This window comes from Pseudomonas sp. CFBP 13602 (assembly GCF_014842725.1).
GTDB classification, from domain to species: domain Bacteria; phylum Pseudomonadota; class Gammaproteobacteria; order Pseudomonadales; family Pseudomonadaceae; genus Aquipseudomonas; species Aquipseudomonas baltica.
Map to the genome: position 1 here is coordinate 53,154 of NZ_JACYVT010000008.1, position 17,231 is coordinate 70,384.

The 17,231-nt window shown below is 63.4% G+C and carries 16 protein-coding genes; 11 read left to right on the top strand and 5 right to left on the bottom strand.

Annotated elements, in window-relative coordinates; all coding sequences use genetic code 11:
• The first annotated feature begins 121 nt into the window (after positions 1–121).
• From minC to IFU31_RS17275, 6 genes are all read left to right on the top strand, one after another.
• Entirely contained in the window at positions 122–859 is a 738-nt protein-coding gene (minC, locus tag IFU31_RS17250; RefSeq protein WP_122479335.1) for a septum site-determining protein MinC, read from the top strand.
• Between the two features lie 152 nt (positions 860–1,011).
• Complete coding sequence (minD, locus tag IFU31_RS17255) at positions 1,012–1,824, top strand: septum site-determining protein MinD (protein ID WP_122479336.1); 813 nt, start codon at positions 1,012–1,014, stop codon at positions 1,822–1,824.
• Positions 1,824–2,078: a cell division topological specificity factor MinE gene (minE, locus tag IFU31_RS17260; protein WP_122479337.1), complete on the top strand. Its 255-nt coding sequence runs from the start codon at positions 1,824–1,826 to the stop codon at positions 2,076–2,078. Before minD ends, minE begins: the two co-directional genes overlap by 1 nt.
• Before the next feature lie 90 nt (positions 2,079–2,168).
• Entirely contained in the window at positions 2,169–2,804 is a 636-nt protein-coding gene (locus IFU31_RS17265; protein ID WP_122479338.1) for an RluA family pseudouridine synthase, read from the top strand.
• A 123-nt stretch (positions 2,805–2,927) separates the two neighbouring features.
• Positions 2,928–4,217: a M18 family aminopeptidase gene (locus IFU31_RS17270; RefSeq protein WP_122479339.1), complete on the top strand. Its 1,290-nt coding sequence runs from the start codon at positions 2,928–2,930 to the stop codon at positions 4,215–4,217.
• Positions 4,218–4,334: 117 nt separating this feature from the next.
• Complete coding sequence (locus tag IFU31_RS17275) at positions 4,335–6,473, top strand: mechanosensitive ion channel family protein (protein WP_192103918.1); 2,139 nt, start codon at positions 4,335–4,337, stop codon at positions 6,471–6,473.
• Positions 6,474–6,601: 128 nt separating this feature from the next.
• On the opposite strand, the gene ttcA is transcribed toward IFU31_RS17275, so the two are convergent.
• Positions 6,602–7,426: a tRNA 2-thiocytidine(32) synthetase TtcA gene (gene ttcA / locus IFU31_RS17280; protein ID WP_185793958.1), complete on the bottom strand. Its 825-nt coding sequence runs from the start codon at positions 7,424–7,426 to the stop codon at positions 6,602–6,604.
• A gap of 164 nt (positions 7,427–7,590) precedes the next feature.
• On the opposite strand from ttcA, the gene IFU31_RS17285 reads away from it, so the two are divergent.
• From IFU31_RS17285 to IFU31_RS17295, 3 genes are read left to right on the top strand one after another with little or no spacing between them, the layout of a single operon-like run.
• The gene (locus IFU31_RS17285) at positions 7,591–8,085 is read left to right on the top strand and encodes a SprT family zinc-dependent metalloprotease (RefSeq protein WP_122479342.1); all 495 of its coding nucleotides are present in this window, start codon (positions 7,591–7,593) and stop codon (positions 8,083–8,085) included.
• Between the two features lie 41 nt (positions 8,086–8,126).
• Positions 8,127–8,834, top strand: a complete 708-nt coding sequence (locus IFU31_RS17290; protein ID WP_185793959.1) for a 4'-phosphopantetheinyl transferase family protein — start codon at positions 8,127–8,129, stop codon at positions 8,832–8,834.
• 47 nt (positions 8,835–8,881) lie between these two features.
• The gene (locus IFU31_RS17295) at positions 8,882–10,729 is read left to right on the top strand and encodes a DUF4350 domain-containing protein (protein ID WP_192103920.1); all 1,848 of its coding nucleotides are present in this window, start codon (positions 8,882–8,884) and stop codon (positions 10,727–10,729) included.
• 15 nt (positions 10,730–10,744) lie between these two features.
• On the opposite strand, the gene IFU31_RS17300 is transcribed toward IFU31_RS17295, so the two are convergent.
• The gene (locus tag IFU31_RS17300; RefSeq protein ID WP_122479721.1) at positions 10,745–11,107 is read right to left on the bottom strand and encodes a PilZ domain-containing protein; all 363 of its coding nucleotides are present in this window, start codon (positions 11,105–11,107) and stop codon (positions 10,745–10,747) included.
• Positions 11,108–11,229: 122 nt separating this feature from the next.
• Complete coding sequence (locus IFU31_RS17305) at positions 11,230–11,604, bottom strand: tetratricopeptide repeat protein (RefSeq protein ID WP_056843377.1); 375 nt, start codon at positions 11,602–11,604, stop codon at positions 11,230–11,232.
• A gap of 190 nt (positions 11,605–11,794) precedes the next feature.
• Here IFU31_RS17305 and pyk point away from each other — a divergent pair, with 190 nt between their 5' ends.
• Complete coding sequence (gene pyk / locus IFU31_RS17310; RefSeq protein WP_192103922.1) at positions 11,795–13,249, top strand: pyruvate kinase; 1,455 nt, start codon at positions 11,795–11,797, stop codon at positions 13,247–13,249.
• A gap of 99 nt (positions 13,250–13,348) precedes the next feature.
• On the opposite strand, the gene IFU31_RS17315 is transcribed toward pyk, so the two are convergent.
• Together IFU31_RS17315 and IFU31_RS17320 are read right to left on the bottom strand one after the other, a co-directional pair.
• On the bottom strand, positions 13,349–14,278 hold the full coding sequence (locus IFU31_RS17315) for an iron-sulfur-binding ferredoxin reductase (RefSeq protein ID WP_192103924.1): 930 nt from the start codon (positions 14,276–14,278) through the stop codon (positions 13,349–13,351).
• Positions 14,271–15,377 (bottom strand): GGDEF domain-containing protein, encoded by a 1,107-nt coding sequence (locus IFU31_RS17320; RefSeq protein WP_122479346.1) that lies wholly within the window; start codon positions 15,375–15,377, stop codon positions 14,271–14,273. The genes IFU31_RS17315 and IFU31_RS17320 overlap by 8 nt, the downstream gene beginning before the upstream one ends.
• 329 nt (positions 15,378–15,706) lie before the next feature.
• Here IFU31_RS17320 and IFU31_RS17325 point away from each other — a divergent pair, with 329 nt between their 5' ends.
• A complete protein-coding gene (locus IFU31_RS17325; RefSeq protein WP_192103926.1) occupies positions 15,707–17,230 on the top strand; it encodes a fumarate hydratase in 1,524 nt (507 codons plus the stop codon).
• Position 17,231: the final 1 nt, after the last annotated feature.

Sequence of the window (17,231 nt, forward strand, 5' to 3'; positions counted from 1 at the left end):
TACAAGGCGGGGCATTCTACATGGGTTGACCACCCATCGCTGCGTCGCGGCTTGCAGGGGAAGGTGGTTCTCGCTATAAGTCTCGGCACTTTTTTTAGTTACAAGGCGCGTTTTGCCGACCATGAGCCAGACCGATCAGCTAGACCAGGAACCTGTGTTCCAACTCAAGGGCAGCATGCTCGCCATCACCGTGCTTGAGTTGGCGAAGAACGATCTTGCCGGCCTCGACCGCCAGTTGGCGGCCAAGGTCGCGCAGGCCCCGAACTTCTTCAGCAACACGCCGCTGGTGCTGGCGCTGGACAAACTGCCCGCCAACCAGGGCAGCATCGACCTGCCGGGCCTGATGCGCATCTGCCGTCATCATGGCCTGCGGACCCTGGCGCTGCGTGCCAGCCGCATCGAAGACATCGCGGCGGCAATCGCCATCGACTTGCCGGTGCTGCCACCCTCGGGTGCCCGCGAACGACCGCTGGAAGTCGAAGAGCGCAAGCCCGAGAAGCCTCCGGAAAAGCCTCCAGAGCCCTTGATCCAGCCGACTCGCGTGATCACCACGCCGATCCGTGGCGGCCAGCAGATCTACGCTCAGGGCTGCGACCTGGTGGTGATCAGCTCGGTGAGCTCGGGTGCCGAACTGCTGGCCGATGGCAACATTCATGTGTACGGCCCGATGCGTGGCCGCGCCCTGGCGGGCATCAAGGGCGACCGCAAGGCCCGCATCTTCTGTCAGCAACTGGGCGCCGAACTGCTTTCCATCGCCGGGCAGTACAAGGTCTCCGAAGACCTGCGTCGCGACCCGCTGTGGGGTGCGCCCGTTCAGGTGAGCTTATCGGGGGATGTGTTGAACATCACCCGTCTTTAACGGATACTGCCGCCATTTTCAGCGCAACTTTCAAATAGCGCGGTTGTCGAGCGGTACGCTTCCGGTACCGCAGACACATGCAGTCCGCCGATGTTTTGAAGTCATGTTTTCTCGGGGATTAACAGTCCCTTTTTAAGTAGGGGTGATACACCTTGGCCAAGATTCTAGTGGTTACATCCGGCAAGGGTGGTGTGGGCAAGACCACCACCAGCGCCGCCATCGGCACCGGCCTCGCACTGCGCGGCCACAAAACCGTCATCATCGACTTCGACGTCGGCCTGCGTAACCTTGACCTCATCATGGGCTGCGAACGCCGCGTGGTGTACGACTTCGTCAACGTGGTGAACGGTGAAGCGACCCTGCAGCAGGCCCTGATCAAGGACAAGCGCGTCGAGAACCTCTTCATCCTGGCTGCCAGCCAGACGCGCGACAAGGACGCCCTGACCAAGGAAGGCGTCGAGAAGATCATCACCGAGCTGTCCAAGACCCACGACTACATTCTGTGCGACTCCCCGGCAGGCATCGAGAAAGGTGCTCACCTGGCCATGTATTTCGCCGACGAAGCAATCGTGGTGACCAACCCCGAGGTGTCCTCGGTACGCGACTCGGACCGCATGCTTGGCCTGTTGGCGAGCAAGTCGCGACGCGCCGAGAACGGCGAGGATCCGATCAAGGAACACCTGCTGATCACCCGCTACAGCCCCGAGCGCGTCAGCCGCGGCGAGATGCTGGGCGTGGAAGACGTCGAGGAAATCCTGGCCATCCGCCTGCTGGGCGTGATTCCGGAATCCGAAGCAGTGCTCAAGGCGTCCAACTCGGGTACGCCGGTGATTTTCGACGACCAGAGCGACGCCGGCCAGGCGTACAGCGATGCCGTCGACCGTTTGCTGGGCAAGGAAAAGCCCCACCGCTTCCTTGATTTCAAGAAGAAGAACTGGGTCGAGCGCCTGTTTGGAGGTCGCTAATGAATATTTTCGACTTCTTTCGTGACCGCAAGAAAGGCAATACCGCGTCGGTCGCGAAAGAGCGTCTACAGATCATCGTGGCGCATGAACGCGGCCAACGCACTACCCCTGACTACCTGCCGGCTCTGCAGAAAGAGCTGGTGGAAGTGATTCGCAAGTATGTGAACATCGAGAGCGACCAGGTACAGGTTGCGCTCGAGAATCAGGGTAGCTGCTCGATTCTGGAATTGAACATTACCCTGCCCGACCGCTGAGCCCTGCGCTCGGCTCCACGGCGGCCCGCCGGCCCTTTGCTGAAAAGGGTCGACGCGCCGCCGTTGGCGTTTCTGAGAGATAGACCTTTCATGCCGTTGTCGAACATTCGCATCATCCACCAGGACGCCGCCGTGCTGGTCATCGACAAGCCGACCCTGTTGTTGTCGGTGCCCGGGCGCGCCGACGACAACAAGGACTGCCTGATCACCCGCCTGCAGGAAAACGGCTTCCCCGAGGCGCGCATCGTGCATCGCCTGGACTGGGAAACCAGCGGCATCATTCTGCTGGCGCGCGATGCCGACAGCCACCGCGAGCTGTCCCGTCAGTTCCACGACCGCGAGACGGAAAAAGCCTATACCGCCCTGGCCTGGGGCCAGCCTGCGCTGGACAGTGGCAGTGTCGACCTGCCGCTGCGCTACGATCCGCCGACCAAGCCACGGCACGTGGTGGATCACGAGCACGGCAAGCATGCGCTGACCTTCTGGAAGGTGCTGGAGCGCTGCGGCGAGTGGTGTCGCGTGGAGCTGACGCCGATCACCGGGCGTTCCCACCAATTGCGCGTGCACCTGTTGTCGATCGGTCATCCGCTGCTGGGTGACCGGCTGTATGCCCACCCCGAGGCGTTGCAGGCACACGAGCGGCTTTGCCTGCATGCCAGCATGCTGGCGTTTACCCATCCGGTGACGGGCGAGCGGATGAAATTCGAGTGCGCCGCACCCTTCTGAACAGCGGTGAGGCTTTCGCGGCCGATGACCGCTCCTGCCGGTATGCCAGGTCCTGTGTGGGAGCAGCAGCCACACGGGTGGGCAATCGGGTAAACTCGGTGGCATTGCTGTCTGGAGTTTTCTATGCGTGAAGCTTTGAACCAAGGCCTGATCGATTTTCTCAAGGCCTCCCCTACCCCATTCCACGCCACCGCGACGCTGGCTCGCCGCCTCGAAGCAGCCGGTTACCAGCGGCTGGACGAGCGCGAGAGCTGGAACACGGTGCCCGGTGGGCGCTACTACGTAACGCGCAACGATTCCTCGATCATTGCCGTCAGGCTGGGCAAGCATTCGCCGCTGCTGAGCGGCTTGCGCCTGGTTGGCGCTCACACCGACAGCCCCTGCCTGCGCGTGAAGCCGCAACCCGAGTTGCAGCGCCAGGGCTTCTTCCAGCTGGGCGTCGAAGTCTATGGCGGTGCGTTGCTGGCGCCCTGGTTCGACCGCGATCTGTCGCTGGCCGGGCGGGTCACCTTTCGCCGTGACGGCAAGGTCGAAAGCCAGCTGATCGATTTCCGCCTGCCGATTGCCGTGGTGCCCAACCTGGCCATTCATCTCAACCGCGAGGCCAACCTGGGCTGGGCGATCAACGCACAGAACGAACTACCACCCGTGCTGGCTCAGGTGGCCGGTGACGAGCGGGTCGATTTCCGTGCGCTGCTGACCGAGCAATTGGCACGCGAACACGGGCTCAATGCCGACGTGGTGCTGGATTACGAGCTCAGCTTCTACGACACGCAAAGTGCTGCGGTGATTGGCCTGCACGGTGATTTCATCGCCGGCGCGCGGCTCGACAACCTGCTGTCCTGTTATGCAGGCCTGCAGGCCCTGCTCGATGCTCAGGGCGATGAAAGCTGCGTGCTGGTGTGTACCGACCATGAAGAGATCGGTTCCAGTTCGGCCTGTGGCGCCGACGGGCCGATGCTCGAACAGGTCCTGCAGCGCCTGCTGCCCGAGGGCGACGAGTATGTACGCAGCATCCAGCGTTCGCTGCTGGTGTCGGCCGACAATGCCCACGGTGTTCACCCCAACTACGCCGACAAGCACGACGCCAACCACGGGCCCAAACTCAATGCCGGGCCGGTGATCAAGGTCAACAGCAACCAGCGCTACGCCACCAACAGCGAAACGGCGGGGTTCTTCCGCCACCTGTGCATGGCCGTGGAAGTACCGGTGCAAAGCTTCGTGGTACGCAGCGACATGGGTTGCGGTTCGACCATCGGCCCGATCACCGCCAGCCACCTGGGCATCAGGACCGTCGACATCGGCTTGCCGACGTTTGCCATGCATTCGATTCGCGAGCTTGCCGGCAGCCATGACCTGGCGCATCTGGTGAAGGTACTGGGCGCGTTCTATGCCAGCAACGAGCTGCCCTAGCAGCACGCACGTGAGCGGCCGGCACGCAGGTGACGCTCACGTTTACACTCTTCGTGGTCGGCCCTCGGCGGGCACAGGGCGGACCACGCAAACACCGATCTACAGGTGATTCCACTGATGGCCCTTTTCCTGCGCCTGGCGCTTGCAGTCCTGATGCTACTGCCGATCACCGCCCAGGCCGTTGCCTTGCCTGGATTGCTGGGGGGAAGTTCGGAGAAACCCGCCGAGCAACCTGCCCAACCCCTGGGTCAGTCCCTGGATCAGGTGATCCAGACCCTGGAAAACGAACAGCAGCGCACGCGCCTGCTGAGCGACCTGAAAAAACTGCGGGACAGCACCCGGCAAGCCCAACCTGCGGCCGAGCAGGGCGTGCTGGGCATGATCGGCAGTGCCCTGGCGCACGTCGACCAGCAGTTTTCCGGCGATAACAGTCCGTTTCAGCGCTGGGGCGCGGAAGTCGCCCTGGCCCATGAAGAGCTAGAGGCGCTGGCCCTGCCGATGGCCGAATGGCCGCCGATCATCGGCGCATTTCTGTTGATCATTCTGGTGTGGAGCCTGCTTGCCTACAGTTTGATCTGGATCGGTCATCGCGTGCGTGTGCGCTTTGGTCTGTCGGAAGAGTTGCCGCAGCATCCGCGTACCCTCGACCTGCTGCGCTTTGCCTTGCGCAAGCTCGGGCCCTGGCTGGTGGCGCTGGTCATTACCGTTTATGTGGGCTACGCCCTGCCCTCTTCATTGGGCAAGAGCCTGGCGATGGTTATGGCCTACGCGCTGGTGGTCGGCACACTGTTTTCCGCGATTTGCGTGATCGCGTTTTCCCTGCTCGACGGACCCCATCGACACCGCGCGCTGAACATCCTGCGTCACCGTGCGTTTCGCCCCCTGTGGCTGATCGGCAGTTTCGCCGCCTTCGGCGAGGCGTTGAGCGACCCACGGATGGTCGCTGCGCTCGGCCAGCACCTGGCACACAGCGCCGCGACCCTTGCCAATGTGCTGGCGGCACTGTCGACCGGGCTGTTCATCCTGCGCTTTCGCCGGCCCATCGCCCACCTGATCCGCAACCAGCCGCTGTCGCGACGCCTGACCCGGCGAGCCTTGAGCGACACCATCGAGATCCTCGGCAGTTTCTGGTACCTGCCGGCGCTGGTGCTGGTCGGCATCTCGCTGTTCGCCACGTTCTTCTCGGCCGGCGACACCAGCACGGCCCTGCGCCAGTCGCTGATGTGTGCGGTGCTGTTGATCCTGTGCATGGTCATCAATGGCCTGATCCGGCGTCACGCCCTGCGCCCGCCCAAGGGCCCGCGGCGTCATGCCTTGTATTCAGAGCGCTTGAGTCACTTTGCCTACACCTTGATGCACCTGCTGATCTGGGTGGTTTTCATCGATCTGGGTCTGCGCGTGTGGGGCATGTCGCTGATCGGCTTCACCGAAGGCGATGGCCACGAGATCTCGGTGCGCCTGGCCAGCCTGGTGGGCACGCTGATCTTCGCCTGGCTGGTGTGGATCCTGGCTGACACAGGCATCCACCATGCCCTCACGCGCTCGCGCAAGGGCATGGCCAATGCGCGCGCGCAGACCATGATGCCGCTGATTCGCAACGTGCTGTTCGTGACCATTTTCATCATTGCGGCGATCATTGCCCTGGCCAACATGGGCATGAACGTGACGCCACTGCTGGCGGGTGCGGGTGTGATCGGCCTGGCCATCGGTTTTGGCGCGCAGTCGCTGGTGGCGGATCTGATCACCGGGCTGTTCATCATCATCGAGGATTCCCTGGCCATCGATGACTACGTGGATGTAGGTGGGCACCTGGGCACTGTGGAAGGCCTGACCATCCGTACCGTGCGCCTGCGCGATATCGACGGCATCGTGCACACCATTCCGTTCAGCGAAATCAAGAGCATCAAGAACTACTCGCGGGAATTCGGCTATGCCATCTTCCGCGTGGCGGTGCCCTACAGCATGGGCATCGACGACGCCATCAAGATGATGCGCGAAGTGGGCCAGAAGATGCGCAGCGATCCGTTGCATCGGCGCGATATCTGGTCGCCGCTGGAGTTTCAGGGCGTGGAGAGCTTCGAATCGGGTACGGCGATCCTGCGGGCGCGGTTCAAGACCGGCCCGATCAAGCAGTGGGAGGTGTCGCGGGCCTTCAACCTGGCACTCAAGCGGCAGATGGACGAGGCCGGGCTGGACCTGGCGACGCCGCGCCTGAGTGTGCAGGTGATCACGGCAGGGGCGGTTGGCGAGAAATAGCGGGGCGCCCTTCGCGGCCACTGACCGCTCCTACAGGGGGTCTAGGCTTTCGCGGCCGATGGCCGCTCCTACGGCGATCCAGATCTCCCGTAGGAGCGGCCATCGGCCGCGAACGGGGCGCCGCGGTGTTACAGGTTCACCACGTTGGCGATCCGCACCGGCGCGCTGTCATCAATGCGTAGGTTGTGAAAGTCGAACAGGTTGCGGTCGGCCAACTGCGATGGCATCACGTTCTGCAGGCTGCGGAAGATGCTGTCGGTGCGGCCGGGCGTCTTGCGCTCCCAGTCAACCAGCATGTCCTTGACCACCTGGCGTTGCAGGTTTTCCTGGGAACCGCACAGGTTGCAGGGAATGATCGGGAACTGCTTGAAGTTGGAGTAGGCCTGGATATCCTTCTCGTGGCAGTAAGCCAACGGCCGGATCACCACGTTGCGCCCGTCGTCGGCAAGCAGCTTGGGCGGCATGGCCTTGAGCGAGCCATTGAAGAACATGTTGAGGAAGAACGTCTCGACGATGTCGTCGCGGTGGTGCCCCAGGGCCATCTTGGTCGCGCCGATCTGGTCGGCGAAGTTGTACAGGGTGCCGCGACGCAGGCGCGAGCACAGCGAGCAGGTGGTCTTGCCTTCGGGGATCAGCTCCTTGACCACCGAATAGGTGTCCTTCTCCACGATGTGGTACTCCACGCCCAGCTGTTCCAGGTAGGCCGGCAGCACCTGCTCGGGGAAGCCCGGCTGCTTCTGGTCCATGTTCACGGCGACGATGCTGAAAGCGATGGGCGCCACCTTCTGCAGGTGCAGGAGCACATCGAGCATCGTGTAGCTGTCCTTGCCACCCGAAAGACAGACCATAACCTTGTCGCCGTCTTCGATCATGTTGTAGTCGGCTACGGCTTCACCGGCCAGCCGGCGAAGGCGTTTCTGCAATTTGTTCTGGTTGACCGAAAGAGTGCCCATGGCGACAGGATCCGCGAGGTGTGTGACAAAAGCCGGGCATTTTACGCGCTTTGATGTATTGGGTGTAGCGCCGCGGCAAGCGATACCTGCGCGTGGCACCGACGGGTGGCTCGGCAATGCCTGGACGTTGCGGCATAATCGGCGCATCTGGAGTGTGTCAAAGAATGCCCGAGCAACTCAATCAACGCGTCGAAGCCTGTTTCTGCCAGGCCGAACTGTTTTTCAAGCGGCCTTTCCGGCGCCCGGTGGTCAGCACCAAGCTGCGCGGGCAGAAAGCCGGTGTCGCGCACCTGCATGAAAACCTGCTGCGCTTCAATCCACAGCTCTACCGCGAGAACACCGAGGACTTCCTCAGGCAGACCGTGCCCCACGAAGTCGCGCACCTGGTAGCCCACCAGTTGTTCGGCGACCGCATTGCGCCCCATGGCGAGGAATGGCAACTGATCATGCGCGGTGTCTACGAGCTGACACCCCACCGTTGCCACAGCTATGCGGTGAAACGTCGCCAGGTTATCCGTTACCTCTACAAATGCCCCTGCGCCGACGGCGACTTCGCCTTTTCGGCCCAGCGCCACGGCATGGTTGGCAAAGGCCGCCGCTACCTGTGCCGGCGGTGCCGCCAGACCCTGGTGTTCAGCGGTGAAACGCGCGTGCAATGATCGTCATTCCCTTGCACGACGAGGCTGGGCAGAATGCGCACATGAATACAGCCCTCCCCGCTTGCCTGAGCGATCTGCGCCAGCACTGGCCACTGCCTGAATCGGTGCCCGGCGCAAGGTTGTTCAGCAACCGTTTCGAGCACAGCGCGTTCACGACCGAGGATTTCTCGCGGTGCGGCATCGTCGCGCCTGCGTCGATCCAGCGTTCGGTGGCCAAGCGCCAGGCCGAGTACCTGGCTGGGCGTGTCTGCGCACGCGAGGCACTGCTGGCCCTCACCGGCGAAGCGCAGGTGCCGGTCATCGGCACCGACCGCGCGCCGATCTGGCCTGAACAGACCGTAGGGTCGATTACCCATGGCAGCGGTCGGGCCGCAGCCGTGGTCGCCAGCCGTGATGACTGCCAGGGACTGGGCCTGGATATCGAGAGCCTGCTGCCGCTGGCGCGCGCCGAACGGCTGCGCGCGGAAATACTGACCCTGGACGAGCAGGCCCGGATGGACCCCAACCAGGTGGCCATGGTGGTGACCCTGACGTTCTCCCTCAAGGAAAGCCTGTTCAAGGCGCTGTATCCGCTGGTCGGCAAGCGCTTCTATTTCGAACATGCCGAAGTGCTGCATTGGTCTGCCCAAGGGCAGGCACGCCTGCGCCTGTTGATCGACCTGTCACCGCAGTTCGCCAGCGGATTCGAAATCGACGGGCAGTTCGCCTGGCTCGATGGGCAGCTGTTGAGCCTGGTGGCGGTCCGTTGAGACCACCCCGACGGCAGCGTGCTCGGCGTGCTCGGCGTGCAGCGGCTTTGCTGGTTGCACTGGCGCTGTGGGCCGGCCTCTCCGGCGCCGCCGATCTCGACAGCCCGCGTCTGCTCGATCAGACGCTGAACAGCCAGGCTGCACGGCAATCCATCGCGCGAATCCTCGCTTCACAGCCGTCGGTGAGTACGCCCTATCGAGGTGCCCGGGACTTTCTCCAGGCACAAGGGCTGGCCAACCAGGCGACAACCACTTGCGACGAACTGGACACGCTGCCCGCACGCGGCCACAGCCTGATGCTGCTGCACCGGCAAACACCGCTGTCGGCCCAGCAAGTCGACCGTCTGCTGGGCTGGGTACAGCGTGGCGGACGCCTGCTGGCGGTCGCCGACGCCTTGTGGGACGAGGCCCGCGCCAGCAGTGGGGACGCTTTGCTCGATCGCCTGCAGATTCGCGTGCAGTCGAGCTCGCAGTTGCCGCAACTGCCGCCTGCGGCGGGCGACGACTACCCTTCGCTGACCAAGCTCTATCTGGAAGACGAATCGGCGCCGGCCTATATGGGTTTCGACACGCAACGCCATCTGGATGACCCGACCGGCAAGGTCCAGTCCTGGGCCAACAGCAACGGCGCCACGCATCTGATGCAGATGGCCTACGGCGAGGGCCTCATCACCCTGGTCAGCGATGCCCGCCTGTGGACCGACGATCAGATCCAGCGCTACGACAATGCCTGGCTGCTGTGGTACCTGAATCAGGGCAGCGAAGTGACCTGGGTGTTCCAGCCGGTGCCTGAGCCGCCTGGGCGATACGCGTTGTGGGTGTTTGCCGCGCTGCTTCTGGCAGCCGTGCCGGGCCTGTGGTGGATGAGGACGCGACAGCGGCCACAGCGTGCGCCGAACCTGCTGGACCGAGGTCAGTTGCAGGGCATTCGTGAGCAAGGACGTCGATCCCTGCGCGAGCTGGGGCCGGGAGAAGTGTTGGCCGCCCTGCAGAAAGACCTGCTGCAGCGTGCCTGCCTGCACCATCCGGGCTTCGACGCGCTTGCAGTGGCCGAGCAGTGGCAGGTGCTGGCCCAACTCTCGCAGCAATCGACCCGCAGCATCGGTGCCGCACTGATGCCCGTGCGCGGTCGGCGGATGCCCGCTCGAGTGTTCACCCGCACCGTTGCGCAATTGCAACGCTTGCGGGACAGCCTGGGGCCGATGTCGGCCGCTGCCCGGATCGGCCACCCCGTCTCTGCTGCAGTGGGGACGGTCGGGCCGTCCGCCATCCCGGCCGAGCGGGCGGTGATGATCCTGCTCGAGTGTGGCGCCTGGTCCAGTCACCCAGGTGCCCACTCAAACGACCTGAAACACGCCGTACACGCTTGCCTGCAACTGGCCGAAACGGTACTGGCTGACGGATTCGCCGTCGGCCTGCACGTGTCTTCCAGCACGTCGCCCGTACACTTGAAACCGCAACCCGGCGCCGAACAGTTGCAGCGCCTGGTTGAAGCGCTCGCGCAGCTCGAGCCCTGCCAGATAGACGGCGATCCCGCCACGGTCCTGGATGCCCTGCACCGCGACGAACACGACTACGCATTGCTGGTGATGGTGACCGGCTTTCATGCCGGCATCGAATCGACCTTGCCCCTGGCGTTGAGCAGGGCCGCGCAGCGCTGGCCGGTATTGCTGGCCAGCCTGCGCGATGAAGCACTCGAGCGCCTGCGTCAACAGCCGGTCCGAACCCGCCGCGAAGCACTGCTCTACTGCGGAGTGATGCAGCGCCTGCTGCTGCGCCAGCGCCTGCATGATCGGCTGGCCGCAGGCGGCGTGAATGTCGTGGACGCATGGCCTGGCGAGATCGCCGCAGAATCGCTGATGCGCTATCGAAGCCTGCGGCAGCCGCGTACCTGAACCCTGGATGACCCGTCAGGCCGACGTGCCATGGGGATGGAACGTGAAATACTGACGCAGCGCGTCGACCAGCTTGAGGAACTCGGTGGGCACCTGGCCCTGCAGCTCGAAGCCCGAATCGTAGTGCCCCGGCGTGGCGTCTTCATGGCACCACAGGCACTGCGCCGAGAGGTCGATGAGCTTGGGCTCGCCTTCGACCGAAGGGATTTTCACCTGCAGTTCGAACACCGGCCCGACCAGCAACGGCAGCTCGCTGATCAGCATCAGCCCGACATCCGACACGTTGCCCATGTAGCCCATGGCACGACCGGTGTGGCGGTTGTAGACCTTGAGGTAGTACGGCAGTTGATGCCGCTCGATCCGACGCTCGGTGTACATGATGGGCCTGCTGTAGATATCCGGCATATGTGTCGTGTTCATCCTCTGTCGTTTCGTAGCTCCACTCGTCCAGCGTAGCCCAGGCCTTCTTCAAGGCTGTTTCAGAGTACAGGAAATTTACCTCAGAATGCCGCCGGCCGTGGCTGCGCGGGCACACCCGGACGCACATGGCCCAGTTGATCGAGCGTCTGCAGGCGCGCCTGGGCGCGGTAGGCGTACTCGCTGGAGGGATAGCGGTTGATGATGTACTGGTAGGTCTGGGCGGCGTCGACGTACAACTTCTGGCGCTCCAGGCACTGGCCACGCAGCATCGAGACCTCCGGTTGCACATAGGGCCGCGACCGGCTCTTGCGGTCGACCTGGGACAGTTCCAGCACGACTTTCTCGCAATTGCCGTCGTCGTAGGCGCGATAGGCGCTGTTCAAGTGCTGGTCCATCGACCAGCGGGTGCAGCCTGACACGGCGATGGCCAGGGCAATCAATACAAGCGCGCGCATGGGATTCTCCTGCCGCAGGGGGGTATCAGGGTTTATCGACCCATTGCCGGGAATCTTCAATACCCAGGCATTGGATGCCGGTGCGTGCAAATCCTCCCGGCCAATTCCTGGACATGTTGTGCAGAGGAACGATGACTACAGCGCAATTGAGGAGTAGCCTTTGGCAGCGCTTCAATAAAGGAGTCAGTGCATGACCGTTCGCCGTACCAAAATCGTTGCCACCCTGGGCCCCGCCTCCAACTCGCCGGAAGTGATCGAACAACTGATCAAGGCTGGTCTGGATGTCGCTCGCCTGAACTTTTCCCACGGTACACCGGATGAGCACAAGGCTCGCGCCCGTCTGATCCGCGAGATCGCCGCGCGCCTGGGGCGTCACGTCGCCCTGCTCGGCGACCTGCAAGGTCCGAAGATCCGCATCGCCAAGTTCACCAACAAACGCATCGAACTGAAGGTCGGCGACCGCTTCACCTTCTCCACCAGCCATCCGCTCACCGACGGCAACCAGGAGGTCGTGGGTATCGACTACCCGGACCTGGTCAAGGATTGCGGCGTGGGCGACGAACTGTTGCTCGACGATGGCCGCGTGGTCATGCGCGTGGAAACCGCCACCGCCGACTCGCTGCACTGCTCGGTACTGATCGGCGGTCCGCTGTCCGACCACAAGGGCATCAACCGCCGCGGTGGTGGCCTGACCGCACCGGCCCTGACCGAGAAAGACAAGGCGGACATCAAGCTTGCCGCCGAGATGGACCTGGACTACCTGGCCGTGTCTTTCCCGCGTGATGCGTCGGACATGGAATACGCGCGTCAGTTGCGCGACGAGTCGGGCGGTACCGCCTGGCTGGTGGCCAAGATCGAACGCGCCGAAGCAGTCGCCGACGACGAAACCCTCGACGGCCTGATGCGTGCCAGTGACGCGGTCATGGTGGCGCGCGGCGACCTGGGAGTGGAAATCGGCGACGCCGAGCTGATCGGCATCCAGAAAAAGATCATCCAGCATGCTCGCCGCAACAACAAGGCGGTGATCGTGGCGACCCAGATGATGGAGTCGATGATCCAGAACCCGATGCCGACCCGCGCTGAAGTGTCCGACGTGGCCAACGCCGTGCTCGACTACACCGACGCCGTGATGCTTTCGGCCGAAAGCGCTGCCGGCTCCTACCCGATCGAAGCCGTGCAGGCCATGGCGCGGATCATCGTCGGCGCGGAGAAGCATCCGACCAGCAAGAAGTCCAGCCATCGCCTGTACACGCAGTTCCAGCGTTGCGACGAAAGCATCGCGCTGGCTGCCATGTACACGGCGAACCACTTCCCGGGTGTGAAGGCAATCATCGCGCTCACGGAAACCGGCTACACCTCGCTGATCATGTCGCGCCTGCGTTCTTCGGTGCCGATCTTCGCCTTCTCGCCACAGCGAGCGACCCAGGCCCGTGCCGCGATGTTCCGCGGGGTCTACCCGGTGGACTTCGATCCGGCCGTTCTGCCGCCGAGCGAAGTGAGCAAGGCTGCCATCGACAAGCTGCTCGAGATGGGCATCGTGCAACAGGGCGACTGGGTCATCCTGACCAAGGGCGACAGCTACGCACAGACGGGTGGCACGAACGGGATGAAAATCCTGCACGTGGGTGACCCGCTGGTCGACTGATAGCCGTTGGCTGCAAGACCGAAGGCCCCGGGGTTGAAACCTCGGGGCCTTTTGCATTTCTGTAGGAGCGCTCTGTGGCCCGCGAATGCGTGTTGCGACTCAGCCGCGGCCGACGAAGACATCGCTGTACAGCTGACTTCGGGGCAGGCCGGCCAGGAACAGCCTTCGGGAAAACTCTTCCACGCTGATCGGCGAGCCGCACACCAGGGCGATGGTCTGGCGCGACAGGAGGCGCAACGGCGGCGGCTCGCCTGCCGGAAACTGCTCTACCGCAAGGTTGGCATGAAGCTGGGCAAGCGCGCGCAACGGTTCATGCAGGTAGTGCTCGTTGGCCATGTGCAACAACCGGATCGGGCCGTGATGACCTTGTCGCAACGCTTCTCGCAGCACACCCCACAACGGAGCCAGACCCGTGCCGGCAGCGAACAACCACAATGGCCGAGCCTGCCATTCAGGATCGTAGTGCAAGGCTCCACCGCGCACTTCGCCCAGCTGCAGAGTATCGCCAACCTTCAGGCGACGAGCCTGGTCGATGAAAGCACCGGGGCGCCGACAGTCCAGATGAAACTCCAGAAAGTCATCGGCCTGGGCGAGGCTGGCGATGGAATAGGGCCGCGCGATTTGCACGCCGTCGGGTGCAACCGTCCACAGCAGCATGTGCTGACCGGCTTGATAGCGCAGCGGGCGCTGCGCCTCTAGTCGCAGGCGCAGCACGTTTGCCGAAGGCCAGTCACAGCCGATCACATGCGCCGTCACACCGTCGCCCTGTGGATCGAAGACCGCCACCTGCAGATCCTCGACGACTTGACACTGACAGGCCAGGCGCCAGCCCTGCTCACGCTTTGTGGCATTCAACGCATCGGGCTTGCGGTCCTGTGGCTCACCGCCAACACAGCGCACCAGGCAGGCGTGGCAACTGCCGGCGCGACAGCTGAAGGGCACCTGCAAGCCGGCCTGGTTGAGGGCGTCGAGCAGGTTGCTGCCCGCCGCCACCGTCCAGCGCCTGCCACCGACGTCCAGCTCAGGCATCGGCCATGTCCCAGGCCGCCGCGCAGCGGTTGCGGCCTTCACCTTTGGCGCGATACAGCGCCTGGTCGGCACGCTGCAGCGCATCATCCAGATCATCGCCCTGCTTGAGCATGGTCATGCCCACCGACAGACTCAGATTGGCTGCGCCCAGCCCTTGCGGATCGGCGTCGGCAAAGGCGCTGCGCAGCCGCTCGCAGCACCGCACCAGCTGGTCTGCGTCGACTTCGGGCATGAGCAGCACGAATTCTTCACCGCCGTACCGGGCCAGCACGTCGCCGTCGCGCAGGCAATCCTGGGTCAAGGCCGCGAAGGCTTGCAGCACCTGGTCACCGGCCGCATGGCCGTGGATATCGTTGATGCGTTTGAAGTGATCGAGGTCGATCAGCGCCAGGCCATGCTCGACATCGGGCTTGAGCGTGGCCAGCTCGCGCGAGGCCAGGCGCAGGAAGTGTCGACGATTGAACAAACCTGTCAGCTCATCGGTAGCGACCAGGTCTTCAAGCTGGCGCATCATGCCCCGCAGGGTGTCCTGATGGGCCTGCAAGGCATAACGGCGTTGGCGCATGCGTTGGCGCGAGGTTTGTACATAGCTTGCATACATGCACAACCACAACAGCACCACCAGCATGGCGCAGATCTGCAGGGTGGCCAGGCCCGGGTCCGGCAGGGCCATGCGGTAAGCCTCCCACAGATTGACCCCGACGAAGGCAACGAACACCACCAGCGCACAGCGTACGAAGGCGCGACGTGGCAGGTGGAAAACGCCGAACAGCAGGATCAACACATACATCACCATGAAAGTGCCGCGTGCCACTTCCAGATTGCCGATCAACCAGGTGTGCCAGGCCACTGCCAGCAGCACTTGAAACTCGGTGAGGCTGGGATCGCTGAAACGTTGATTGGCACCGCTGCGAAATACCCAATACAGCGCGCCCTGGCTGATCGCGACCAGGCAGGTGGTGCCTACCGCCGTCACCAGAGACACGCGGCAATACTGCGTCAGAACCGCCACCCACACCAGCGCCACTACCAAAGCGTAAGTGCCGGCGGCCAGTGAGAAACGCTTGATCAGTAGATGTTGCAGGGTGGACTCGGTCACTCGCAGGCTCGCTGTGCTGAATGGGAATCCCTCCCCTGATTGCACCGTAATAGTGCAAAGGCGTGATGCCATAGTAATGGCCAAGGGGTGAAATAACTATTCAAATTTGGATTGCTCGACGAAGTCTACTGGCTACCGGACCAACGGCGTATCCGCCTCGACACCACGCCTACCCGCCATTGCGGAGTGTCAGCTCGATCCAGCCGCGCTATACTGCCGCGCCTTTTTCGCGCCGACCTGCTACAAGTTGACGCACCTCGAAAGCCATGCGCCAGGCAAGACCTGACCGGCTTTTTCAACGAATGTTCCCCACAAGAGGAGCGCGCCCCATGACCGTGATCAAACAAGACGACCTGATTCAGAGCGTCGCCGACGCCCTGCAATTCATTTCCTATTACCACCCCGTGGATTTCATTCAGGCCATGCACCAGGCCTACCTGCGTGAAGAATCCCCGGCGGCGCGCGACTCCATCGCCCAGATCCTGATCAACTCGCGCATGTGCGCCACCGGCCATCGGCCGATCTGCCAGGACACCGGCATCGTCACCGTGTTCGTGCGGGTAGGCATGGATGTGCGCTGGGACGGCGCCACCATGAGCCTGGACGACATGATCAACGAGGGCGTGCGCCGCGCCTACAACCTGCCGGAGAACGTCCTGCGCGCGTCCATCCTGGCCGACCCGGCTGGCGCTCGCCGCAACACCAAGGACAACACGCCGGCCGTGATCCACTACTCCATCGTTCCCGGCAACACCGTGGAAGTGGATGTGGCCGCCAAGGGCGGTGGCTCCGAGAACAAGTCGAAGATGGCCATGCTCAACCCGTCCGACTCGATCGTCGACTGGGTCCTCAAGACCGTGCCAACCATGGGCGCCGGCTGGTGCCCGCCCGGCATGCTCGGCATCGGTATCGGCGGCACGGCCGAAAAGGCTGCGGTGATGGCCAAGGAAGTGCTGATGGAGTCCATCGACATCCATGAGCTCAAGGCACGTGGCCCACAGAACCGCATCGAGGAGATCCGCCTGGAGCTGTTCGAGAAAGTCAACCAGCTGGGCATCGGCGCCCAGGGCCTCGGCGGCCTGACCACCGTGCTCGACGTCAAGATCATGGACTACCCGACCCACGCTGCCTCCCTGCCGGTGTGCATGATCCCCAACTGCGCCGCCACTCGCCACGCCCACTTCGTGCTCGACGGCTCCGGCCCGGCTGAACTCGAAGCGCCGGACCTGGACGCTTACCCGGAAATCGTCTGGGAAGCCGGCCCGTCGGCGCGCCGGGTCAATCTCGACACGCTGACGCCCGAAGAGGTGCAAAGCTGGCAGCCCGGCGAGACCATCCTGCTCAATGGCAAGATGCTCACCGGCCGCGATGCGGCGCACAAGCGCATGGTCGAGATGCTGAACAGGGGTGAAACCCTGCCGGTCGACCTCAAGGGCCGTTTCATCTACTACGTCGGCCCGGTCGATCCGGTCCGCGAAGAAGTGGTAGGCCCTGCCGGCCCGACCACCGCCACGCGGATGGACAAGTTCACCCGGCAGATCCTCGACCAGACCGGCCTGCTGGGCATGATCGGCAAGTCCGAGCGCGGCCCAACCGCCATCGAGGCGATCAAGGACCACAAGGCCGTGTACCTGATGGCCGTGGGTGGCGCCGCCTACCTGGTGGCCCAGGCGATCAAGAAGTCGCACGTAGTGGCCTTCGAAGAACTGGGCATGGAAGCGATCTACGAGTTCGACGTCAAGGACATGCCGGTCACCGTGGCCGTCGACAGCAAGGGTGAGTCGGTCCACATCACCGGGCCAGCCATCTGGCAAGCCAGGATCGCCGAAAGCCTCGCGGTGGAAGTGCAGTAAG